The sequence below is a fragment of the Microbacterium sp. genome, assembly GCF_035556355.1.
Lineage (GTDB): Bacteria > Actinomycetota > Actinomycetes > Actinomycetales > Microbacteriaceae > Microbacterium.
Window position 1 is genome coordinate 42,083 of sequence record NZ_DATMFG010000054.1, and the last position, 22,215, is coordinate 64,297.

Annotated in this window: 23 protein-coding genes, 2 tRNA genes and 1 pseudogene; 13 read left to right on the top strand and 13 right to left on the bottom strand. The window is 69.7% G+C overall.

All coding sequences use genetic code 11. The features are described 5' to 3' along the window. Window positions 1-42 precede the first annotated feature (42 nt). From gatC to VNR19_RS14730, 6 genes are all read left to right on the top strand, one after another. The gene (gene gatC, locus VNR19_RS14705; protein ID WP_325728027.1) at window positions 43-342 is read left to right on the top strand and encodes an Asp-tRNA(Asn)/Glu-tRNA(Gln) amidotransferase subunit GatC; all 300 of its coding nucleotides are present in this window, start codon (window positions 43-45) and stop codon (window positions 340-342) included. Between the two features lie 8 nt (window positions 343-350). Next, window positions 351-1,883: an Asp-tRNA(Asn)/Glu-tRNA(Gln) amidotransferase subunit GatA gene (gene gatA, locus VNR19_RS14710; RefSeq protein ID WP_325728030.1), complete on the top strand. Its 1,533-nt coding sequence runs from the start codon at window positions 351-353 to the stop codon at window positions 1,881-1,883. After that, the gene (gatB, locus tag VNR19_RS14715; RefSeq protein WP_325728031.1) at window positions 1,883-3,397 is read left to right on the top strand and encodes an Asp-tRNA(Asn)/Glu-tRNA(Gln) amidotransferase subunit GatB; all 1,515 of its coding nucleotides are present in this window, start codon (window positions 1,883-1,885) and stop codon (window positions 3,395-3,397) included. Before gatA ends, gatB begins: the two co-directional genes overlap by 1 nt. A 36-nt stretch (window positions 3,398-3,433) precedes the next feature. Beyond that, on the top strand, window positions 3,434-4,699 hold the full coding sequence (dinB, locus tag VNR19_RS14720) for a DNA polymerase IV (RefSeq protein WP_325728033.1): 1,266 nt from the start codon (window positions 3,434-3,436) through the stop codon (window positions 4,697-4,699). 68 nt (window positions 4,700-4,767) lie between these two features. Continuing rightward, complete coding sequence (locus VNR19_RS14725) at window positions 4,768-5,088, top strand: hypothetical protein (RefSeq protein WP_325033220.1); 321 nt, start codon at window positions 4,768-4,770, stop codon at window positions 5,086-5,088. Beyond that, the gene (locus VNR19_RS14730; RefSeq protein WP_325728035.1) at window positions 5,063-5,656 is read left to right on the top strand and encodes a nucleoside/nucleotide kinase family protein; all 594 of its coding nucleotides are present in this window, start codon (window positions 5,063-5,065) and stop codon (window positions 5,654-5,656) included. Before VNR19_RS14725 ends, VNR19_RS14730 begins: the two co-directional genes overlap by 26 nt. A gap of 38 nt (window positions 5,657-5,694) precedes the next feature. On the opposite strand, the gene VNR19_RS14735 is transcribed toward VNR19_RS14730, so the two are convergent. The 6 genes from VNR19_RS14735 to VNR19_RS14760 form a co-directional block, all read right to left on the bottom strand. After that, window positions 5,695-6,219, bottom strand: a complete 525-nt coding sequence (locus VNR19_RS14735) for a DUF2017 family protein (RefSeq protein WP_325728037.1) — start codon at window positions 6,217-6,219, stop codon at window positions 5,695-5,697. Next, window positions 6,216-6,521 (bottom strand): ATP-dependent Clp protease adapter ClpS, encoded by a 306-nt coding sequence (gene clpS, locus VNR19_RS14740; protein WP_325728039.1) that lies wholly within the window; start codon window positions 6,519-6,521, stop codon window positions 6,216-6,218. Before clpS ends, VNR19_RS14735 begins: the two co-directional genes overlap by 4 nt. Continuing rightward, entirely contained in the window at window positions 6,521-6,871 is a 351-nt protein-coding gene (locus tag VNR19_RS14745) for a metallopeptidase family protein (RefSeq protein ID WP_325728041.1), read from the bottom strand. The genes clpS and VNR19_RS14745 overlap by 1 nt, the downstream gene beginning before the upstream one ends. 34 nt (window positions 6,872-6,905) lie before the next feature. Beyond that, window positions 6,906-6,981 (bottom strand) — tRNA-His (locus VNR19_RS14750). A 37-nt stretch (window positions 6,982-7,018) separates the two neighbouring features. Further along, a complete protein-coding gene (orn, locus tag VNR19_RS14755; protein WP_325728043.1) occupies window positions 7,019-7,645 on the bottom strand; it encodes an oligoribonuclease in 627 nt (208 codons plus the stop codon). 79 nt (window positions 7,646-7,724) lie between these two features. Next, a tRNA-Arg gene (locus tag VNR19_RS14760) sits at window positions 7,725-7,800 on the bottom strand. 105 nt (window positions 7,801-7,905) lie between these two features. Here VNR19_RS14760 and VNR19_RS14765 point away from each other — a divergent pair. Further along, on the top strand, window positions 7,906-8,118 hold the full coding sequence (locus VNR19_RS14765; RefSeq protein WP_325031887.1) for a methyltransferase: 213 nt from the start codon (window positions 7,906-7,908) through the stop codon (window positions 8,116-8,118). Window positions 8,119-8,128: 10 nt separating this feature from the next. Here the strand turns inward: VNR19_RS14765 and yczE are convergent, their stop codons facing one another. Further along, window positions 8,129-8,779, bottom strand: a complete 651-nt coding sequence (gene yczE / locus VNR19_RS14770) for a membrane protein YczE (protein WP_325728045.1) — start codon at window positions 8,777-8,779, stop codon at window positions 8,129-8,131. A 62-nt stretch (window positions 8,780-8,841) separates the two neighbouring features. Here yczE and yczR point away from each other — a divergent pair, with 62 nt between their 5' ends. Next, window positions 8,842-10,278 (top strand): MocR-like transcription factor YczR, encoded by a 1,437-nt coding sequence (gene yczR, locus VNR19_RS14775; RefSeq protein WP_325728047.1) that lies wholly within the window; start codon window positions 8,842-8,844, stop codon window positions 10,276-10,278. Between the two features lie 12 nt (window positions 10,279-10,290). Here yczR and VNR19_RS14780 read toward each other — a convergent pair whose 3' ends face one another. After that, window positions 10,291-10,584 (bottom strand): hypothetical protein, encoded by a 294-nt coding sequence (locus VNR19_RS14780; protein ID WP_325728049.1) that lies wholly within the window; start codon window positions 10,582-10,584, stop codon window positions 10,291-10,293. A gap of 227 nt (window positions 10,585-10,811) precedes the next feature. Between VNR19_RS14780 and VNR19_RS14785 the strand changes: the two genes are divergently transcribed. The 4 genes from VNR19_RS14785 to VNR19_RS14800 all read left to right on the top strand — a co-directional run bounded on the left by VNR19_RS14785 (window position 10,812) and on the right by VNR19_RS14800 (window position 14,444). After that, a complete protein-coding gene (locus VNR19_RS14785; RefSeq protein ID WP_325728050.1) occupies window positions 10,812-11,378 on the top strand; it encodes a single-stranded DNA-binding protein in 567 nt (188 codons plus the stop codon). 40 nt (window positions 11,379-11,418) lie between these two features. Further along, on the top strand, window positions 11,419-11,958 hold the full coding sequence (locus VNR19_RS14790; RefSeq protein ID WP_325728051.1) for a DUF6993 domain-containing protein: 540 nt from the start codon (window positions 11,419-11,421) through the stop codon (window positions 11,956-11,958). A gap of 280 nt (window positions 11,959-12,238) precedes the next feature. After that, entirely contained in the window at window positions 12,239-13,918 is a 1,680-nt protein-coding gene (gene ettA / locus VNR19_RS14795) for an energy-dependent translational throttle protein EttA (protein ID WP_325728052.1), read from the top strand. Beyond that, window positions 13,911-14,444 (top strand): acyl-CoA thioesterase, encoded by a 534-nt coding sequence (locus tag VNR19_RS14800; protein WP_325728053.1) that lies wholly within the window; start codon window positions 13,911-13,913, stop codon window positions 14,442-14,444. Before ettA ends, VNR19_RS14800 begins: the two co-directional genes overlap by 8 nt. A gap of 27 nt (window positions 14,445-14,471) precedes the next feature. On the opposite strand, the gene VNR19_RS14805 is transcribed toward VNR19_RS14800, so the two are convergent. Next, entirely contained in the window at window positions 14,472-15,332 is an 861-nt protein-coding gene (locus VNR19_RS14805; protein ID WP_325728242.1) for an acyl-CoA thioesterase, read from the bottom strand. Window positions 15,333-15,449: 117 nt separating this feature from the next. On the opposite strand from VNR19_RS14805, the gene VNR19_RS14810 reads away from it, so the two are divergent. Further along, entirely contained in the window at window positions 15,450-16,124 is a 675-nt protein-coding gene (locus VNR19_RS14810) for a DUF8185 domain-containing protein (protein WP_325728054.1), read from the top strand. 12 nt (window positions 16,125-16,136) lie between these two features. Here VNR19_RS14810 and VNR19_RS14815 read toward each other — a convergent pair whose 3' ends face one another. The 4 genes and pseudogenes from VNR19_RS14815 to pepN all read right to left on the bottom strand — a co-directional run bounded on the left by VNR19_RS14815 (window position 16,137) and on the right by pepN (window position 22,106). Then, on the bottom strand, window positions 16,137-17,804 hold the full coding sequence (locus tag VNR19_RS14815) for an FAD-binding dehydrogenase (RefSeq protein ID WP_325728055.1): 1,668 nt from the start codon (window positions 17,802-17,804) through the stop codon (window positions 16,137-16,139). A gap of 203 nt (window positions 17,805-18,007) precedes the next feature. Beyond that, window positions 18,008-18,403, bottom strand: a pseudogene (locus VNR19_RS14820) (globin); the annotation flags it as partial. Continuing rightward, window positions 18,400-19,473, bottom strand: coding sequence for a mechanosensitive ion channel family protein (locus VNR19_RS14825; RefSeq protein ID WP_325728056.1), 1,074 nt, complete (start codon window positions 19,471-19,473; stop codon window positions 18,400-18,402). The pseudogene VNR19_RS14820 and the gene VNR19_RS14825, both read right to left, overlap by 4 nt. An 86-nt stretch (window positions 19,474-19,559) precedes the next feature. After that, window positions 19,560-22,106: an aminopeptidase N gene (gene pepN, locus VNR19_RS14830; RefSeq protein WP_325728057.1), complete on the bottom strand. Its 2,547-nt coding sequence runs from the start codon at window positions 22,104-22,106 to the stop codon at window positions 19,560-19,562. Between the last annotated feature and the right edge of the window lie 109 nt (window positions 22,107-22,215).

A 22,215-nucleotide genomic window follows, 5' to 3' on the forward strand; every position in this document is an offset into this window, starting at 1 on the left:
CCGCGCTCAAAGCGGCACCGGAGGGCAACCTAGAATGGGCTGGTGTCTGAAATCACCCCCGATCTCGTGCGCCATCTCGGTGTGCTCGCCCGGATCCAGCTGAGCGACGCGGAGGTCGAGCGCCTCACCGGTCAGCTCGACGTCATCGTCGACAACATCGCCAAGGTCTCCCAGGTCGCAACGCCCGACGTCCCGGCGACGAGCCACCCGATCGCCATGAGCAACGTCTTCCGTCCCGATGAGGTGGGAGACATGCTCACGCCCGAGCAGGTGCTGCAGAACGCGCCGGATGCCGCGGACGGCCGGTTCCGCGTGACCGCGATCCTCGGCGAAGAGCAGTAGGGGGAGTCGTGACCGATCTCACGAAGCTGAGCGCCGCCGCCCTCGCCGACAAGCTCGCCTCACGCGAGGTCTCCAGCGTCGAGGCCACGCAGGCGCACCTCGACCGCATCGCCGCCGTCGACGGCGACGTCCACGCCTTCCTGCACGTGAGCGACCACGCGCTCGACGTCGCGGCCGACATCGACCGCCGTCGCGCGGCGGGCGAGCAGCTCGGTCCCGTCGCAGGGGTGCCGCTCGCGATCAAGGACGTGCTCGTGACCACCGACATGCCCTCCACGAGCGGATCGAAGATCCTCGAGGGCTTCATGTCGCCGTACGACGCGACGGTCGTGGCGCGTTCTCGCGCCGCCGGCCTCGTGCCGCTCGGCAAGACGAACATGGACGAGTTCGCGATGGGCTCGTCGACCGAGCACTCCGCGTACGGTCCGACGCGCAACCCGTGGGACCTCGAGCGCATCCCGGGCGGATCGGGCGGCGGTTCGGCTGCGGCCGTCGCCGCGTTCGAGGCGCCGCTCGCGCTCGGATCCGACACCGGCGGCTCGATCCGCCAGCCCGCGCACGTCACCGGCACGGTCGGCATGAAGCCGACGTACGGCGGCGTGAGCCGCTACGGGGCGATCGCCCTCGCGTCGTCGCTCGACCAGGTGGGCCCCGTGACGCGCACGGTTCTCGACGCGGGGCTGCTGCACGACGTCATCGGCGGACACGACCCGCACGATGCCACCTCGCTCACCGACGAGTGGCCGTCGTTCGCGGCTGCTGCGCGCGAGGGAGCGACCGGCGACGTGCTCAAGGGGCTCAAGGTCGGCGTCATCCGCGAGCTGCCCGACAGCGGGTTCCAGCCGGGTGTGTCGGAGTCGTTCCGTGCGGCGATCGCCGCGATGGAGGCTCAGGGCGCCGAGATCGTCGAGGTGAGCGCGCCCCACTTCGAGTACGGCGTCGCCGCGTACTACCTGATCCTCCCCGCCGAGGCGTCGAGCAACCTCGCGAAGTTCGACTCGGTGCGCTTCGGCCTGCGGGTCGACGTCCCGGGCGGCACCGTCGAGGACGTGATGGCCGCGACCCGCGAGGCGGGCTTCGGCGACGAGGTCAAGCGCCGCGTGATCCTCGGCACGTACGCGCTGTCAGCGGGCTATTACGACGCGTACTACGGCTCGGCCCAGAAAGTGCGCACGCTCATCCAGCGCGACTTCGACGAGGCCTTCGCGCAGGTCGACGTCATCGCGACGCCGTCGGCGCCGACCACGGCGTTCAAGCTCGGCGAGAAGATCGACGACCCCATGCAGATGTACCTCAACGACGTGACGACGATCCCCGCGAACCTCGCGGGCGTGCCCGGCATCTCGATCCCATCGGGCCTCGCTCCCGAGGATGGTCTGCCCGTCGGCATCCAGTTCCTCGCTCCCGCCCGCGAGGACGCTCGTCTTTACCGCGTGGGAGCCGCGCTCGAGGCGCTGCTCGTCGACTCGTGGGGCGGACCGCTGCTCGACCGGGCGCCGGCACTTCGACAGGCTCACGGATCGACGGGGGGAACCCGCTGATGGCCAAGGACAAGCTGATGGACTTCGACGAGGCGCTCGAGCTCTTCGAGCCGGTGCTCGGATTCGAGGTGCACGTCGAGCTCAACACTCAGACGAAGATGTTCTCGCGGGCGGCGAACCCCGCGAACTCGGCGAACCACGGAGCCGAGCCCAACACGCTCGTGGCGCCGGTCGACATGGGTCTGCCGGGGTCGCTCCCGGTCGTGAACGAGACGGCGGTGCGTTACTCGATCAGCCTGGGCCTCGCGCTCGGCTGCTCCATCGCGCCCTCGAGCCGCTTCGCGCGGAAGAACTACTTCTACCCCGACCTCGGCAAGAACTACCAGATCTCGCAGTACGACGAGCCGATCGCGTTCGACGGGCAGGTCGACGTCGAGCTGTCCGACGGCACGATCGTCGCGATCCCGATCGAGCGCGCCCACATGGAGGAGGACGCCGGAAAGCTCACGCACATGGGCGGAGCGACCGGCCGCATCCACGGCGCCGAGTACTCGCTCGTCGACTACAACCGTGCGGGCGTCCCGCTCGTCGAGATCGTCACCAAGCCGATCTTCGGCGCCGAGCACCGCGCACCCGAGATCGCGAAGGCGTACGTGCAGACGATCCGCGACATCGTCATCGCCCTCGGCATCTCCGAGGCGCGCATGGAGCGCGGCAACCTGCGCTGCGATGCGAACGTGTCCCTGCGACCGCGCGGACAGGAGAAGCTCGGCATCCGCACCGAGACGAAGAACGTGAACTCGATGCGCTCCGTCGAGCGCGCCGTGCGGTACGAGATCCAGCGCCAGGCGGCGATCCTCGCGGCAGGCGGCACGATCACACAGGAGACGCGGCACTGGCACGAAGACACCGGCACCACGTCGCCGGGTCGCCCGAAGTCGGATGCCGACGACTACCGCTACTTCCCGGAGCCCGACCTGCTGCCGGTCGAGCCCTCCGAGGAGCTGATCGAACAGCTGCGCGCGGCTCTGCCCGAACCGCCCGCGGCGCACCGTCGCCGCCTCAAGGCGGAGTGGGGCTTCACCGACCTCGAGTTCCAGGACGTCGTCAACGGCGGCCTCCTGGCCGAGGTCGAGGCGACGATCGCGGCGGGCGCTGCGCCGGCGTCGGCGCGCAAGTGGTGGACGGGTGAGATCACCCGCATCGCGAACGCGCAGGGCCGCGAGCCGGCCGAGCTGGTGACGCCGATCCACGTGGCGGAGCTGCAGGGCCTCGTCGACGCGGGAACGCTCACCGACAAGCTCGCGCGCCAGGTGCTCGAAGGGGTCATCGCCGGAGAGGGGTCGCCGCAGCAGGTGGTCGACGCGCGTGGACTGGCGGTCGTCTCCGACGACACGGCGCTTCTCGCCGCGATCGACGATGCGCTCGCGTCGCAGCCCGACGTTCTCGAGAAGATCCGCGACGGCAAGGTGCAGGCGGCCGGGGCGATCATCGGCGCGGTCATGAAGGCGATGAAGGGTCAGGCGGATGCCGCGCGCGTCCGCGAGCTGATCCTGGAGCGTGCCGCGCAGTAGCGCGCACATGTCGGCGGCGACGCCGACAATCGAACCATGGGACGCGGCGATGGAAGCGGTCGTGTCGTCTCGCCGGACGATGCGGACGACACCGGCACGGGCATCCTCCACGTCGACATGGACGCGTTCTACGCGGCCGTCGCGGTCCTCGACGACCCGTCGCTCGCGGGAAAGCCGATCATCGTCGGCGCGTCTGAGGGGCGCGGCGTCGTGTCGAGCGCGTCGTATGAGGCGAGGCGCTACGGCGTCCGCTCGGCGATGCCGGTGCGCCAAGCGCTGACGCTGTGCCCGACGGCGGTCGTGGTGCATCCGGCTTTCGATCGGTTCCTCGAGGAGTCGGAGAAGGTGATGCGGATCTTCCGTGACTTCACGCCCCTCGTCGAGCCGCTGTCGATCGACGAGGCGTTCCTCGACGTGCGCGGTGCGCGACGGCTGTGGGGGAGCCCCGGACGGATCGCGCGCACGGTGCGCTCACGGGTGCGCGAAGAGACGGGGCTCACGTGCTCGGTCGGCGTGGCCGCGACCAAACACGTCGCGAAGATGGCGTCGACGCTCGCGAAGCCCGACGGGCTGCTCATCGTGGCGGAGGCCGACACACAGGAGTTCCTGCGCGGGCAGCCGGTGCGCGCGCTGTGGGGAATCGGACCGAAGGCGGGCGAGGCCCTCGCGAACCGCGGCATCCACACGGTCGCCGACGTGCTCGACAGCCCCATGCCGGTGCTCGAGCGAGCGCTCGGTCACGCGATGGCGGATCGGGTCTGGCACCTCGCGCGGGGGATCGACCCGCGCGGCGTCGAGACCGAGCGTGTCGAGAAGAGCGTCGGGCATGAGGAGACCTTCCACACCGACATCAGCGACACCGCCGTGCTGAAGAGCGAGCTGCGGCGCCTCTCGGATCGCGTCGGGCGGCGCCTGCGCAGCAACGGCTGGGAGGCGTCGACCATCTCGATCAAGGTGCGGTTCGCCGACTTCACGACGATCACCCGCTCGCACACGCTGTCCGAGCCGACGTCGGTCAGCCAGCGCATCGGCGATGCCGCTCTCGAACTGTTCGACGCCGTCGATCGGGTCATGGCGATCCGTCTTGTGGGAGTGCGCGCCGAGAAGCTACGGCACGCGGGATCGACGGCCCTCGGGCTCTGGGACGACGACGAGGATTGGCGCCGCGTCGAGGGCGCCCTCGACGGCGCGACGGAGAAGTTCGGGCGCGGGGTGATCACGCGAGCGAACCTTCTCCGGCGTGCGCGCGGCGGTGCGGGACTGCCGTCCCACCACAATCCGGGAAGCCTCGAGGTCGAGTGACCGGCGGGGGTGGGTTCGACGGGCTCGCCCCCTCGTCACGGACCACCCGCGACCGGTACCGTGGGGTCATGCCCAACATCGCACTCGAGCTCGGCAAGCAGTCCGCGTCGTTCGGCGTGAAGAGCGCCTACGGCGAGGAAGTGGAGGTCGACGGCGTCCGCATGATCCCCGTCGCGTTGACGTGGTCGGGCTTCGGCGGCGGATCCGACGAAGCCGGCAACGGAGGAGGCGGCGGCGGTGGCTGGGCGATCCCCGTGGGCGCCTACATCCGCAAGGGCGACGACCTGCGCTTCGAGCCGAACCTCGTCTCGCTTCTGGCGGTCGCGATCCCGTTCATGTGGGTCGCCGGACGCGCGCTCAGCCGTGTCATCCGCTTCCTCAAGAAGTAGGCCGGATCCTGTCGCCGCCGCGCTCGACGCGGCCGCGGCAGCCGTGCTCGACGCGATCGTCTCGCTCGCCGCAGCGAATCCCGTCGTCCTCATCGACGGGCGGAGCGGGGCGGGGAAGACGAGCCTCGCGGGAACGCTCGTGCGGCGCTGGCCTCTGCGCGGGCGGGTGCAGTCGATGGCCCTCGACTCCGTATACCCCGGTTGGGACGGACTCGACGCAGGCGTGCGCACAGCCATCGACCTGGTGCTCATACCGCACGCGCGCGGGATGGTCGGCGTGTGGCAGCGGTGGGACTGGAACGACGAGTCCTGGGCCGAAGCGCACGCCGTCGACCCGTCGCTTCCGCTCATCGTCGAGGGGGTCGGGCTGCTGAACGCCGAGACGGCTCGGCTCGCCGACATCCGGGTGTGGCTCGAGTCGCCCGCTGTGTCGCGCCGCGAGCGGGCACTCGCGCGAGACGGCGACGCGTACCGGCCGCACTGGGAGCGGTGGGCGCGCCAGGAGGACGTCCACGTCACGCGCGACGAGCCGAACCGACACGCGACCCACGTCTTCGCGATCCCGTAGCAGGTCGGTCGGGAGGCGGGTCGGCGGAGCCTCGCGCGTCAGTCGCCCGACACGGCGCGGACGAGTCCGTCGAGGCGGTAGCCGAGCCAGTCGTACACGCCGAACCGCGGGTCCTCGTCGTCGTGGTCGTCCTCCGACTGGATGCCCAGTCGCGACGCGAGCACGAGCCGGATCGCGGCGAGCGCACGCAGCCACGCGTCGACCGCCTCGGGGTCGAGCGCGATCGTGACGGTGTCGGTGAGGTCGCCGGCCTCGTCGACGAGGTCGCTCTCGTCACCGTCCTCGAGCGGGTGCGGGTCGTCGATCGCGGGACGCAGCGACTCGATGACGGCGGCGGCGTCGCTGCGGCGACGCGAGAGGAGGTCGCTCTCGGTGACGGCGCGGAACTCGCGCGCGGCATCCGGATCTTCGTCGTATGCGTCGGGAACCAGGCGCGCGACGGCGGGGTCGTCGGCAGCCCGCTCGGTCGAGTCGAGCAGCTCGTCGAACTGCCTCACGAGTCCTGCGAGGTGCAGGGCCTCGAGGCGCGTGAGCTCGAGGACCACGGTGCGATCGGACGTCATCCCGGGGCCTTTCTGATCGTGGCCCACAGGCCGTAGTCGTGCATCGCCTGCGCGTGCAGCTCCATCTGCTCGCGCGGGCCCTCGGCTACCACCGCGTGGCCCTCGTGATGCACCGCCAGCATGAGCCGTTCGGCCTTCGCACGCGAGAACCCGAAGTACTCCTGGAACACATGCACGACGTAGCTCATGAGGTTCACGGGGTCGTTCCACACGACCGTCTGCCAGGGACGATCGGGCGTCGACGCGATGTCGAGGTCGAGGTCGCGATCGAGATCGGGCAGTGAGAGAGTCGACGAAGCCATCACGCCCACCCCAATTCGTGCAGTCTGTCGTCGTTGATGCCGTAGAAGTGCGCGATCTCATGGACGAGGGTCGTGTGGATCTCGTCGCGCAGCTCGTCCTCGTCTTCGCACGCGTGCAGGTGCGGCTCGCGGTACACGATGATGCGGTCGGGCAACTCGCCGAGGCCGTACCGGCCGCGCTCGGTCAGCGCCAGCCCGTCGTACAGTCCGAACAGCTCGAGGCTGCCGTCTTCGGGCCGGTCCTCGACCACGAACACGACGTTGTCGAGCCCCTCGACCATGTCGTCGGGGAGTCGGTCGAGTTCGTCGACGACGAGTCGCTCGAACGCTTCGGCGTCCATCTCGATCATGCAGAACCGCCCGTGAGGTGGAACGGCCCCTCCTTGGGGTGAGTAACGGGACTTGAACCCGCGACCCCCTGGACCACAACCAGGTGCTCTACCAACTGAGCTATACCCACCATGTCTCCCGCGCGAGCGGGCAACCAGACAATTCTGTCATATTCCCGAGGCATACGATGACACGACGGATGCCGCAGCCGCCCGTGCGCCGTCGCTCGTGGGGCCCGGTTCGGGCACGAACACCGCCTGTCGGTAGTAGGCCAGCTCGCGGATCGACTCGCGGATGTCGGCGAGCGCGCGGTGGCCCCCGTCCTTCGCCGGCGCGTGGATGTACGCCCGCGGGTACCAGCGGCGAGAGAGCTCCTTGATGCTCGAGACGTCGACGTTGCGGTAGTGCAGCCAACGGTCGATGCGGGGCATGTACTTCGCGAGGAACATGCGGTCGGTGCCGATCGTGTTGCCCGCAAGGGGTGCCTTGCCCTGCTGGGGGACGAAGCGCTGGATGTACTCGAGCGCCTCGAACTCCGCCTCGGCGACGCTCACGCCGTGGGGGATCTCGGCCATCAGCCCGGACGCGGTGTGCATCTGGGTGACGAACTCATTCATGTTCGCCAGAGCCGTGTCGTCGGGCTTGATGACGATCTGGAAACCGGGATCGAGCGGGCGCAGGTCGAAGTCCGTGACCACGATCGCGATCTCGACGAGTTCGTCGACTTCGAGATCGAGGCCGGTCATCTCGCAGTCGATCCACACGAGCCGATCGTTGTCGGAAGCCCCCACCATGCGGACCATCCTAGTGAGGACGGGGGACGCGGCCTCCGGAGGGCGCCGGGATGACGCTCCGAGCCGGATGCTTCGCCAGTGGTCCCCCCGGGGCGATTCGAACGCCCGACCGGCGGATTAGAAGGCCGCTGCTCTATCCACTGAGCTACAGGGGGTCACCTCCAGGCTACCGGTCCCGGCGGTGCGGGATCGAAGCGCGGCGCGCCCCTTCCGCCGTGCGGGGCGCCAGCGTAGCGTCGGAGTTGTCGGAAGGAGTTCGCATGAGCACGACCGAAACACCTCGCGCGCTCTGGGTCGCCTACGGCGAATCCGGAGTCGTCGGCAGCATCAAGAAGGACGAGAACGGCTACACCGTCACGATGGCGGGCGCCGATTCGGCCGCAGGAACCTATCCTTCGATGGAGGTCGCCAAGAACGCGCTCCACGCCCGGATGACCCCTGGCAGCGCGTGGCCGGAGTTCCGCGAGCACTGAGACGCAGCACTCACGTGCGGTCGCCCGCGAGGGCGGCCGCACGCCGTGTGCGGTGCGCGCGTGCTCGATGCGCGCGTGCTCGACGCCCGGGCCGCGCATCGAGAAGCGGGAGCGCGAGGTGTACGAGCGGCCCGATCAGCAGGGCGTAGAGCACCGTGCCGATGCCCACGGTGCCGCCGAGCAGCCAGCCGGCCACGAGCACGGTGAGCTCGACGATCGCACGGCACACCCAGATCGGCCAGCCCAGCCGTGAGTTCATGCCGGTCATGAGCCCGTCGCGAGGGCCCGGGCCGAATCCGGCGCCGATATAGAGTCCTGACGCGATCGCCACGATGACGACTCCGCCGAGGAGCGCGGCGAGCTGGGCGAAGAAGCCCGAGATGGGCGGGATGACCGCGAGCGTCGCCTGCATGCTCGTGCCGACGAGGAGGATGTTCAGGATCGTCCCGATGCCCGGCTTCTGGCGAAGCGGGATCCACAGCAGAAGGATGAGCAAGCCGAGGATGTTGGTCACCCAGCCGATGCCGATGCCCGTGTGGATCGACAGACCCTGAGCGAAGACCGTCCACGGATCGACGCCGAGCCCCGCCTGGATCGCGAGGGCACAGCCCGCGCCGTAGAGGAACAGACCGACGAGGAGTTGGATCACGCGTCTTGTCACCCGGCTATCCAATCTCAGGATTGGCATGTCGAGAACATGCCAATTCGGATAATCTGGCCTCCGTGGACTCCCGAGTATCCGCTCGCGCTCTGACGGCCGCCCTGGGCGGGTGGCGCACGCGCGAGCCCGCGTATGAGGCGTTGGCCGACGGCATCCGTCTTCTCTGTCTCGACAACCGACTCGCGCCGCGCACCGCCCTGCCGGCGGAACGCGAACTCGCCGCGGCCCTGCGGGTGAGCCGCAGCACCGTGACCGCCGCCTACCGCAGTCTGCGTGACACAGGTCACATCGCGAGCGTGCGCGGCTCGGGCAGCGTGACCCTTCCGCTGCGGCGGCATGACCCCGGCCGCGCGGGTGCCGGTGACGGCATGCTCGATCTGCAGCAGGCGAGCCCGCAGGCATGGCCGGGGCTGGCCGGGGTCATGGCGGAGGTGGCCGGGTCTTCGGCGGCGCTCGTCTCGAGAGTGGGCTATGACGTCTTCGGGCGCGGGGAGCTGCGCGAGGCCATCGCGGACCACTACACCGAGCGCGGGCTGCCCACGACTCCCGGGCAGATCCTCGTCACGACGGGCGCACAGAGCGCCATCCACCTCGTCGCGTCCGTCCTGCTCGCGCGGGGCGATCGCCTCGTGATCGAGACGCCCACCTACCCGCACGCGGCCGACGCCTTCCGCCGCACCGGGTCGCGCCTCGTCGGGGTGCCTGTGACGACGGATGAGGGTTGGGACCTGGAGCGCGCCGAGCAGGCGTTCGCACGCACGCTGCCCATCGCCGCGTACCTCATGCCCGCGTTCCAGAACCCGACGGGTCGCTCGATGTCGGTGCGTGAGGCGGAGGTGATCCGGGACTCGGCGGAGCGCGCGGGCAGCGTGCTCGTCCTGGATGAGACGACGGCCGACCTCGCGATCGATCCCGACAAGCGCGATGACTCGTTCATGCACGTGTTCGCCGCCGCGGACGAAGAGTCGATCGTGCGCATCGGGTCGCTCGGAAAGACGGTGTGGGGCGGCCTTCGAGTCGGCTGGGTTCGTGCCGACGGGGACTTCGTGCGCCGCCTCGTCGCCGCGCGGCCCGCCCATGACCTCGGCACGCCGGAGTTCGAGCAGGCGGTCGCGACCGAACTGCTCCGGAGGTTCTCCGAGATCGTGGCGCAGCGTTCCGATCTGTTGCGTGCGGGGCGCGATGCGGCGGTGGCGGCACTCGCGCGCGAGCTGCCCGAGTGGCGCGTGCCCGACGTGAACGGCGGAGTGTCGCTGTGGGTGGAGATGGGCGCGCCGCTCAGCGCGGCGCTCGTCATGGACGTGCGCTCGCGCGGCCTTCTGTTGTCGGCCGGACCCCGGTTCTCGGTCGATGGCGGCCACGACCGTCATCTGCGCGTGCCTTTCACCGGACCACCCGACGAGATCGATCGTGCCGTCGGGATCCTTGCGGAGGGATGGGCGCACGTGCGCGAGAGCGCACCGGTCGCGTATACGCAAGCGCTCGACGCCGTGGTGTGACCGCCATCCGCGTCACCGCGCGAACCGCAGGCAGTCCACCGCGTCGTCGGGCGACCAGAAGTCGCCGAGGTCACGCAGATCGCGGGTCAGCCGATGGAAGCGCCGCGCGCGCCACGCGACGCCCTCCGTCTTGAGGACCGCCTGAAGGTGCCCGATGGCGCGGCCGGAACGGTCGAGCACACGCCACAGGGAGGAGCCCGCCGGCACGAGCCGGATGCCGGGCACCCCGATCGGCGGCGCGACGCGGGGGAGCGGATCCGGAAGCCGGCGAGTGGTGGTGGCAGCTGCGGGGATCGTCGTCGTCATGGTCGTCTCCTCTCAGCGTCGAACATATGTGCGACCTCCGACATCGGAACGGCGCGCAGCGATTCCATTCCTCCCCAGATGAGGTGAGGGTTCCCGCATCCACGGATGCGGCGGACGCGGTCGCTCGCGCGGGCTCGCGATCGTCATGCTGTTCGCACGTCGGTGCCCGTCGGCACACGGGCACCGACGCAGCCGAGGGGAGTCCTCGGTCGTCGAGAGGAGAGAGCATGTCCGAGACCATCACCGTGAGCGGGGTCGTCGCCACGCCGCCCGAGCTTCGTCGCAGCTCTGCCGGAGTTCCGATCACGAGCTTCCGCCTCGCCGCCGGGCAGCGGCGCTACGACCGCGCGACGAACACATGGGTCGACAACGGCACGAACTGGTACCGCGTGTCGGCGTTCCGTGCGCTCGCCCAGAACGGGATCGCATCGCTCAGGAAGGGCGACCGCGTGCTCGTGAGCGGAAAGCTGAAGGTGCGCGACTGGGACAACGGCGTCAAGAGCGGCACCGACGTCGACATCGAGGCCGACGCGATGGGGCACGACCTCCGGTGGGGCACCTCCCGGTTCGCGCGACCCGAGGCTCCCGCGTCACCGCGATCCAACGTCGAGGACGCGTGGGCACCGGAAGACGACGCCGCCGGCGGAGAGGTGACGGATGCCGCCCCCGAGGCCGCCGGACCCTCGGCCGATCCCGGGCGCGACGCGTGGGCGGTGCCCGGCGACCCGATTCTCGCCGACGGTGAGCCGGCTTCCTCTCCGGAGGAGCCGACCCAGGCCGATGTTCCCTTCTGACCTGCCCGGCTGCTCGACGTGTCGGTCATAGACTCGTCGGGTGTCCAGCCGGCTCGTCATCCGCACCCGCACCGTCGGCGGCACCCCGTCGTCTGCGCGGATTCGCCGGCCCGTCGTGGTTGTGCTCGCGCTCTCGCTCGGCGCGGTCCTGAGCGGCTGTGCACCGCCGTCGCCCGACCCGGCCCCGTCGACGGCCGCGCCGAGCACACCCGCCGTGTCGCCGACGCCCACGCCGACATCGACCGAGCCGGTCCTCGTGCCCGACGGCACCGCCGAAGACAACCTGCCGTTGTTCACCCACGTCGTCGAGTCCGTGTGGGCCTCAGCCGACCAGGTAACGGGGCGTGCGTACATCGACGCCCTCGTCGCGGCGGGCTTCGACAAGTCGGCGATGCAGGTGACGAACGACCTCACGACGATCGGCGACCCGGCCGAGAGCATCCAGTTCTCGGTGTTGTGGGGCGATGAGTGCCTCATCGGCCAGGTGGGCCCGGCGACGGGCGAGCCGGTCGCGGTGGTCATGCCGGCTCTCGCCGAGGGCGGATGCCTGATCGGCAACACCCGCCCGATCGACTGGTGATCCGTGCGTGCGGTGCGGCGCGTGTGCGTCGGCTGCGGGGAATGGGCGCTCCGGCGATCGCGTTGACCATTTCGGGCATCTGAGCTCGTAGGCGCGACCGCCCGTTCGCCGGGTGCGCCGGGCATTCCGCCGCTGTCCGATGGGTAGGCTAGGAAGCCGAGTCGATCGCGAGATGCGCCACCTCCCTTCGACACCCCCGCACTTGGCATCGACAAGACGATGCAGCCGCGTCCCGTCCGGGCGCCCGTACAGACCCCTCAAGAGGAGCGTGTAAACACCCGTGGCTGAGTACATCTACCAGATGGTCCGCGCCCGAAAGGCGGTCGGCGACAAGCTGATCCTCGACGACGTCACGATGGCGTTCCTGCCTGGGGCGAAGATCGGCATGGTCGGCCCCAACGGCGCCGGCAAGTCGACGATCCTGAAGATCATGGCCGGCCTCGACCATCCCTCGAACGGCGAGGCGAAGCTCACGCCCGGCTACTCGGTGGGCATCCTCATGCAGGAGCCTGAGCTCGACGAGTCGAAGACGGTGCTCGAGAACATCCAGGACGGCATCGCGATCAAGGCGAAGCTCGACAGGTTCAACGAGATCTCCGGCCTCATGGCCGACCCCGACGCGGACTTCGACTCGCTCCTCGCCGAGATGGGCACGCTTCAGGAGGAGATCGACGCCGCTGACGCGTGGGACCTCGACTCGCAGCTCGAGCAGGCGATGGATGCGCTGCGCACCCCTCCGGGCGACTCGCCGATCGGGCCGCTCTCCGGTGGTGAGAAGCGTCGAGTGGCGCTGACGAAGCTCCTCCTGCAGAAGCCTGACCTGCTGCTGCTCGACGAGCCCACGAACCACCTCGACGCCGAGAGCGTGCTGTGGCTCGAGCAGCACCTGCAGAAGTACCCCGGCGCCGTCATCGCGATCACGCACGACCGATACTTCCTCGACAACGTCGCGGAGTGGATCGCGGAGGTCGACCGCGGCCGCCTCATCGGCTACGAGGGCAACTACTCGACCTACCTCGAGAAGAAGCGCGAGCGCCTCGAGATCCAGGGCAAGAAGGACGCCAAGCTCGCCAAGCGCCTCGCGGACGAGCTGGAGTGGGTCCGGTCGAACCAGAAGGGCCGCCAGGCCAAGTCGAAGGCGCGACTGGCGCGCTACGAGGAGATGGCCGCCGAGGCGGAGCGCACCCGCAAGCTCGACTTCGAAGAGATCCAGATCCCACCGGGGCCGCGCCTGGGCAACGTCGTCATCGAGGCGAAGAACCTCAAGAAGGGGTTCAACGGTCGCTCGCTCATCGACGGCCTCAGCTTCAGCCTTCCGCCGAACGGCATCGTCGGCGTCATCGGCCCGAACGGCGTCGGCAAGACGACGCTGTTCAAGACGATCGTCGGGCTCGAGCCGCTCGACGGCGGCGAGCTCAAGATCGGCGAGACCGTCAAGATCAGCTACGTCGATCAGACGCGCTCGAACATCGACCCCGAGAAGACGCTGTGGGAGGTCGTGTCGGACGGGCTCGACATCATCACCGTCGGCAAGACTGAGATCCCGTCGCGCGCCTACGTCTCGAAGTTCGGCTTCAAGGGCCCGGACCAGCAGAAGAAGGCCGGCGTGCTCTCCGGCGGTGAGCGCAACCGTCTCAACCTCGCGCTCACGCTCAAGGAGGGCGGCAACCTCCTGCTGCTCGACGAGCCGACGAACGACCTCGACGTCGAGACCCTCCAGTCGCTCGAGAACGCGCTTCTCGAGTTCCCCGGCTGCGCGGTGGTCATCACGCACGACCGGTGGTTCCTCGACCGCATCGCGACGCACATCCTCGCGTGGGAGGGCACCGACGAAGAGCCCGACAAGTGGTACTGGTTCGAGGGCAACTTCGAGGCGTACGAGGAGAACAAGATCGCGCGTCTCGGCCCCGAGGCCGCGAAGCCGCACCGCTACACCTACCGCAAGCTCACTCGTGACTGAACCGTCGTCCACCCGAGCCGCCGGTGCGTCCGCCGGCTCGGGCACGCGCCTGCACATCCCCATCCCGCTTCGCTGGGGCGACCTCGACGCGTTCAACCACGTCAACAACACGGCGATGCTCAAGCTCCTCGAAGAGGCCCGCGTGCGTGCGTTCTGGCAGCCGGACGCGGGTGAGACCGCCCCGACGACCGCCGTGCTCGACTCGGGTCTGCACAGCGGGGTCCTCACCCTCATCGCACGGCAGGAGATCGAGTACCTCGCGCCCGTGCCGTACCAGCGGCATCCGCTCGACATCCAGATGTGGTTCGGCAAGCTCGGCGGTTCGAGCATCGAGGTCTGCTACGAGGTGTGCAGCCCGATCGAGACAGCAGATCCCGACGGTGGTCAGACGGTGTACGCACGTGCGGTGACGGTCGTCGTGAAAGTCGACGCAGCCACCGGCAAGCCGCTGCGGCTCAGCCCTGAGGAGCGCGAGGCGTGGGAGCCGTTCCTCGGCGAGCCGATCGAGTTCGCGCACCGGCGCTGACGCACATCGCGGGGCGGCGCATCCGCATCAGGCGGGCGATTCGCCCTCCATCGGCACGCGGATCATGATCTCCTGGGCGACGCTCGCGAGCAGGCGTCCGTCGCGCGTGTAGATCCGGCCCGTCGCCAGGCCGCGGCCGCCGCGTGCGCTCGGCGACTCCTGCACGTAGAGCATCCATTCGTCGACGCGCCCGTCGCGGTGCCACCACATGCCGTGGTCGAGGCTCGCGACCTTGAGGCCGGGTGTCGCCCACGAGATGCCGTGCGCGCGCAGCACCGACTCCTGGATCGTGAGGTCGCTCAAGTACGCGAGCGCCGCGCGGTGGATCGTCGGGTCGTCGGGGATCGGGCGGCGGACCTTCATCCAGACCGCCTGCCGCGGTGCGCGCTCGCCTTCGACGGTGAGGTACACGGGCGACGGGATGTGTCGAAGGTCGGCGGGGCGGTCCATGAACAGCCGCTTCGACATCGGATGCAGTCCGGTGAGGTGATCCTCGATGTCGGGAAGGTCCTCCGGCTCGGGGAGACCCGTCGGCATCGGGGCCTGGTGCTCGAGACCCGGCGTCTCGATCTCGAACGACGCGATCATCGAGAAGATCGGCAGTCCATCCTGGAACGCCTGCGTGCGGCGGGTCGAGAAGGAGCGTCCGTCATGGATGCGGTCGACCGCGAAGGTGATGCCCTGGTTCGCGTCGCCCGGTCGCAGGAAGTATCCGTGCATCGAGTGCGCGATGCGGTCCGACGGAACCGTTCGCGCCGCCGCGACGATCGCCTGCGCGAGCACCTGGCCGCCGTACACGCGGCCGAGAGGCATCCGATGCGACACGCCCGTGAAGATGTCTTCGGTCGTGCGCGCCTCGGAGTCGCTCAGCGCGAGCACGTCGAGCATCGACGCGACAGGGTCGGGGTCGGGGGTGACGCCCTCGGGCACCGGCTGATTCGCGTCGGTCACGAAGCCTCCCGTCTGCGCGGCCGACTCGCCGGTCGCCCTTGGTATTTTAGGCGGATGCCCGCCCGACTGCCGTTCGCCGATGCACACGCTGCGGCCGACGCCCTCACCTTCGCCGGGCGCACGACCCGGCTCGGCGACGGGGCGGTCCGGCTCGCCGGGCGGAACGGCGTGCTCGCGATGACGTCGGCGCCACTCGCGCCGCGCGGTCTCCTCGACCACACGCCGACGATCCTCGGCATGCGTGCGGTCGCCGTCGATCCCGAGCTCGAGTGCGACTTCGTCGTCGACGCCGAAGCCCTCCGCCGCGACCCCGAGGACGATCGCGCGATCCTGCTTCCCGACACCGCGGTATCTCCGGCATGGGCCGGAATCGCGCCGCCGCGTTCGGGGTGGACCGAGGTGGGGCGGGTCGCGGCATCCGTGCTCGCCGAACGCGCACAGTGGGGGATCGCGGCCGTCGCGCACGCCGTCCCGACGGATGCGGGTGAGGACGCCGTGCGCGCCGTGCGCGCGTCGGTCTGGGGCGCTCCGGATGACGCGCTCGACGGGCTCCCGCGGGGCGTCGCGTTCGCCGCGTTCGCACTCGGGTTCATTGCGGGTGAGGAGACCGTGCCGGTGCGCACGTCCGGCCCGTGGACCCGACTCACGCTGGCGCGCGGACACGTACTCGCGCGAGGGCCGGCGCGCGTCGGACTCACCGACGTGAGGCGCACCGGCCCGTCGGCGTGACCGACCCGCGGACTAGACCGCGGACGCCGCCGCCCGTCCTGCGACGCGACCGGAGAAGAGGCAGCCGCCCACGAACGTCCCCTCGAGGGCGCGGTAGCCGTGCACGCCGCCGCCGCCGAATCCGGATGCCTCGCCCGCCGCGTACAGGCCGGGGACCGGCTGTCCGTCCGAGCCGAGCGCGCGGCCCTGCAGGTCGGTCTCGATTCCGCCGAGGGACTTGCGCGTGAGCACATGGAGCTTCACCGCGATGAGGGGACCGTTCGACGGGTCGAGGATCCGGTGAGGTACTGCCGTGCGAACGAGGCGGTCGCCCCGGTACGAGCGCGCGGAGCGCAGCATCGCGATCTGCGCGTCCTTCGTGAACTCGTTGTCGATCTCGCGGTCACGCGCCTCGAGTTCGAGGCGCACGCGGTCGGCGTCGAGCACGTCGCCGCCCGGGAGCTCCTTCATGCCCGCAATGAGATCGTCGAGCGTGTCGCGCACGACGAAGTCGGCGCCCTTGTCCATGAACGCCTGCACGGGACCGGCCGCACCCTTGCCGAGTCGCGACTTGACGAGCAGCGGGAGGTCCTTGCCCGTGAGGTCGGGGTTCTGCTCGCTGCCCGAGAGCGTGAACTCCTTCTCGATGATCTTCTGCGACAGCACGAACCACGAGTGGTCGTACCCGGTGGCGCGAAGGTGCGCGAGGGTTCCGAGCGTGTCGAAACCCGGGAAGAGAGGTACGGGCAGACGGTGACCCGTGGCGTCGAGCCATACGGACGACGGTCCGGGCAGAATCCGGATGCCGTGGTTCGGCCACACCGGGTCCCAGTTCTGGATCCCCTCGACGTAGTGCCACATCCGGTCACGATTGATGAGTCGCGCGCCCGCGGCGTCTGCGACGATCTGCATCGAGCCGTCGACGTATGCCGGCACACCCGTCACCATCGTCGCCGGAGCGGGGCCGAGTCTCTCCGGCCACCACTGGCGCACGAGATCGTGGTTTCCGCCGATGCCGCCCGAAGCCACGATCGTCGCTCCGGCGGTCACCTCGAACGAGCCGACCGCCTCGCGCGAGGTCGCAACCCCACGCGCGGCGCCCGAGGGCTCGAGGATGTCGCCCGTCGCACCCGTCACCGCGCCGCTCGACATCGTGAGCGCGGTCACCCGATGCCGGGGGAGGATCGTGAGCCGCCCGGCCGCCTCGGCCGCCTCCACAGCGGCCTGGAACGGCGCCACGAGGCCCGGACCGGTGCCCCACGTGATGTGGAAGCGCGGCACCGAATTGCCGGGTCCTGCGGCCGTGTACCCGCCGCGCTCCGCCCAGCCGACGACAGGGAAGAACCCGACGCCCTTCTCCCGCAGCCACGCGCGCTTCTCGCCGTGCGCGAACTGGAGGTATGCCTCGGCCCACCGGCGCGGCCACGCGTCTTCCTCGCGATCGAAGCCCGCATTGCCGAACCAGTCTTGACGCGCGAGCTCGAGCGAGTCCTTGATGCCGAATCTGCGCTGCTCGGGCGAGTCGATGAAGAACAGCCCTCCGAACGACCACCACGCCTGGCCGCCGAGGTTCGTGCGGGGCTCCTGGTCGACGATCACGACGCGCTTGCCGGCCGCGACCGCCTCCGATGCGGCGACGAGGCCGGCCAGGCCCCAGCCGATGACGAGCAGGTCCGCGGAGTGCGGAGAGGATGCGGGCATGTGGCGACTCCTTTGTCGTGTGCTGCGTGGGTGTGCGGGGGAGATCAGTCGCTGTCGGGCGGCCCGGCTGAGTCGTCGCGTCGCTCATCGCCGGATGCCCGGGCGGCGGTCACCGGGATGGACGACCTCGGCACGGCCCCCGCGTCCGGTCCCGGTACGATCGTGGCGTCGCGTCCGCCTGCCGCGGGGCCGATGCCCGTCGGCTCGAACGTGTTCACCATCGCGAACGCCGCGCGCTGCAGGTAGTCCCACAGCGTCTCCTCGTGGAGCGGCGGAAGCCGCAGCTCGTCGACGGCATCCCGCATGTGCTTGAGCCACCGGTCGCGGGCCTCGGGGTTGACGCGGTACGGGGCGTGCCGCATCCGCAGTCTCGGGTGCCCGCGTCGCTCGCTGTACGTCGTGGGACCGCCCCAGTACTGCTCGAGGAACATCGTGAGCCGCTCGGCGGCGGGACCCAGATCCTCCTCCGGATACATCGGTCGCAGCACTTCGTCGTCGGCGACGCCCCGATAGAACGTGTCGACGAGGCGGACGAACGTCTCGTGGCCGCCGACCTCTTCGTAGAAGGTGAGGGGCGCGGCATCCGTGTCGTCGCTCATTGCGCACCCCCGCTCGGATCCTGTTTCTGCTGCTTCGACTTCTTCGGCTTCCAGACCACGCTGCCGGCCTTGCCTGCGTCAGGCGGCACGGGGTTGGGCTTCGTCTTCGGAGGGTTGGCTCCCCGCACGCGCTGCGCGCCCTCGAGGCCGGTCGGCATGACCGTGCTCAACTGCGGGAGCGTGAGGCCGAGATCATCGACGGCCCGCTTGAGGCGCATGCGCAGCTCGCGCGCGACGTCGTCCTTCGCGTTGGGGCGCGTCTTCATGACCACGCGGATGACGAGGGCGTCGCCCGACACCGATTCGAGACCCCACACTTCGGGCTGCTCGAGGATGCGCGTGCGCCACTTCGGGTCTTTGTGCAGGTTCTTGGCGGCCTGCAGCAGGGCGTCCTCGACCGTCTCGATCTCGGCGTCGGCCGGCACCGCGAGGTCGACGATGACGCGCGACCAGCCCTGCGACATATTGCCGATGCGCGTGATCTCGCCGTTGCGCACGTACCAGAGCGTGCCGTTGACGTCGCGCACGTGCGTCACGCGCACGCTCACGTACTCGACGATGCCCGTCGCGAGGCCGAGATCGACGACGTCGCCGATGCCGACCTGGTCTTCGGCGACGATGAAGATTCCGTTGAGCACATCTTTCACGATGTTCTGCGCGCCGAAGCCGAGCCCGGCGCCGATCGCGGCCGACAGCAGCGCGAAAGAGCCGAGGACCGACGAGTCGATCACGTTGATGATCATCAGGATCGCGACGATGACGATCGCGACGTTGACGATGTTCTGCAGGATCGAGCCCAGCGTGCGCGTGCGCTGCACGAGGCGCACCGCGGCGAGCGGGGTGCGCTCGAGCGCCTGCGTGTCGTCCACACGAGCCTTGTTCTTGGCGCCCGAGACGATGCGGTTGACGATGCGCCGGATGACGAACTTCAGCAGCCACGAGGCGATGAACGCGCCGACGATGATCGCCGCGATCGCGATGACCTTCCACCCCGTCTGGGTGATGATCTGCAGCCACCACTCCCAGGACCACTGGGCGGGCGGTGCCGTTGCGAGGGGCGCGATGTCCATTGCGTCGATCTTAACGAGGCGAGTCTGAGAGAAGCGGATGCCCCGGCTTCCGCGCACGGCGGGCCGGGGCATCCGTCACGGCGTGGTTACTGCGCGTCGCGGTCCTGCACCGAGAGGGCGCGCTCGACACCGGCGAGGTTCTCGAGCACGAGGCGGCGCAGCGCAGGGGCGGCGTCGGCGTTCGCCTCGAGCCACGCCCGCGTCGCGTCGCGTAGCTCGACGTTGGCGAGCGGCGCCGGGTAGAGCCCCGTGATGAGGTACTCGGCGATCTTGTACGTGCGCGACTCCCACACCGGCAGCAGCATCGCGAAGTACGGCTCGACGAACGCGGTGAGGTCGCCGACCGTCGCCGGGTGGGTGAACCCGAGCGTCGCCGAGCGCACGATCGTGTTCGGCAGATCGTCCTTGTCGATGAGCGACGACCACGCGGCCTTCTTCGCCTCGGCGCCGGGAAGCGCGGCCTTCGCCTGCGCGGCGAACTCGCCGCCCTTCGCGGTGTTGTCGGCGGCGAGCGCCTCATCGATGTCGGCGGCGGTCACGACGCCGCCCGCGGCGAGCGACACGAGCAGCTGCCACGAGAGATCGGTGTCGATCTCGAGACCCTGTAGCGTCGTCTCGCCGGCGCGGAGCTTTCGCACGGTCTCCCACTGGGCCGGGGTTGCGGCGGCGCTCGCGAACGCCGTCACGAACTGAAGCTGGCTGTCGCTGCCGGCCTCCGCCGCCTGCGCGAGCTCCCACAGGCCGTCGGCGACCTTCACGCGCGCCTCGGTTCGCTTCTCGGGCGCCACGTAGGAGTTGGCGGCGAGCTGAAGCTGGGCGAGGGTCGTGCGAACGGTCGTCGACTCGGTCTCGGAGCCGATGTTGCGCAGCACGAGGTCGATGTAGTCGCTCGCGGATGCCTCGGCGTCGCGCGTCTGGTCCCACGCGGCGCCCCACACGAGGGAGCGCGCGAGCGGGTCGCTGATCCGCGCGAGCTGGTCGATCGCGGTGCGGAGGGACCGCTCGTCGAGACGGATCTTCGCGTACGCGAGGTCGTCGTCGTTGAGCAGCACGAGGTCGGGACGCTTGCGGCCCTTGAGCTCGGGAACCTCGGTGAGGTCGCCGTCGACGTCGAGCTCGACACGGTGGGTGCGCACGAGTGCGTCGCCCTGCAGGTCGTAGAAGCCCACGCCGAGGCGGTGCGGACGGATCGTGGGGTAGTCCGCCGGGGCGGTCTGCACGATCGCGAAGCGCGTGATCTCATCGTCCACGTCGGTCTTGATCTCGGGCGACAGCGTGTTGACGCCGGCGGTCTCGAGCCACTTCTTCGACCAGCTCGACAACTCGCGGCCGCTCGTGGCCTCGAGCTCCGCGAGGAGGTCGGACAGCTCGGTGTTCGACCACTCGTGCTTCTTGAAGTACGCCGCGACGCCGGCGAAGAACTGCTCGATGCCCACCCACGCGGCGAGCTGCTTGAGCACCGACCCGCCCTTGGCGTACGTGATGCCGTCGAAGTTGACCTGCACGTCCTCGAGGTCGCGGATCTCGGCGACGACCGGATGCGTCGACGGCAGCTGGTCCTGACGGTACGCCCAGGTCTTCTCCATGGCGTTGAACGTGGTCCACGCCTCGGTCCACTCTGTCGCCTCGGCGGTCGCGATCGTCGACGCCCACTCGGCGAACGATTCGTTGAGCCACAGGTCGTTCCACCACTTCATGGTCACGAGGTCGCCGAACCACATGTGCGCGAGCTCGTGGAGGATCGTGACGACGCGACGCTCCTTGACGGCATCCGTCACCTTCGACCGGAAGACGTAGGTCTCGGTGAAGGTGACCGCGCCCGCGTTCTCCATCGCGCCGGCGTTGAACTCGGGCACGAAGAGCTGATCGTACTTCGCGAACGGATACGGGTAGTCGAACTTGTCCTCGAGGTACGCGAAGCCCTGGCGGGTCTTCTCGAAGATGTAGTCGGCGTCGAGATACTGCCACAGGCTCTTGCGGCCGTAGACGCCGAGCGGGATCACGCGGCCCGACGAGCTCGTGAGCTCGGAGAACGTCGCCTCATAGGGGCCCGCGATGAGCGCGGTGATGTACGACGAGATGCGCGGGGTCGGCTCGAACGCCCACGTGGCGGTGCCGTCGCCGTGCCGCTCCGGCTCGGGCGTCGGGGAGTTCGACACGACCTTCCACTGCTCGGGCGCGGTGACGGTGAACCGGAACGTCGCCTTGAGGTCGGGCTGCTCGAACACCGCGAACATGCGGCGGGAGTCGGGGACCTCGAACTGCGTGTAGAGGTACACCTCGCCGTCGACCGGGTCGACGAAGCGGTGGAGGCCTTCGCCGGTGTTCGTGTAGAGGCAGTCGGCGTCGACCACGAGCTCGTTCTCGGCCGCGAGGCCGTCGAGCGCGATGCGCGAGTCGGCGAACGCGGCGGCGGGGTCGATCGACCGCCCGTTCAGCGTGATCTCGCGCACCTCGCGGGCGATGAGGTCGATGAAGGTCGAAGCGCCTTCCGTCGCGGCGAACCGCACGACGGTGCGGGATACGAAGACCTCCGCCCCACGCGTCAGGTCGAGCGTGACCTCGTACGAGTGGGTGTCGACGATCGCGCGGCGCTGCTGCGCCTCGACGCGGGTGAGGTTCTCTCCAGGCACTGCGTTCTCTCCCAGGGGTGAAGGGGATGGGCGCCCGTGCCACGCCGTTCGCGCGCACGGCAACCATGACACTCTACGTCAGGCACGGCATCCGCCCCTCACCCCTCGG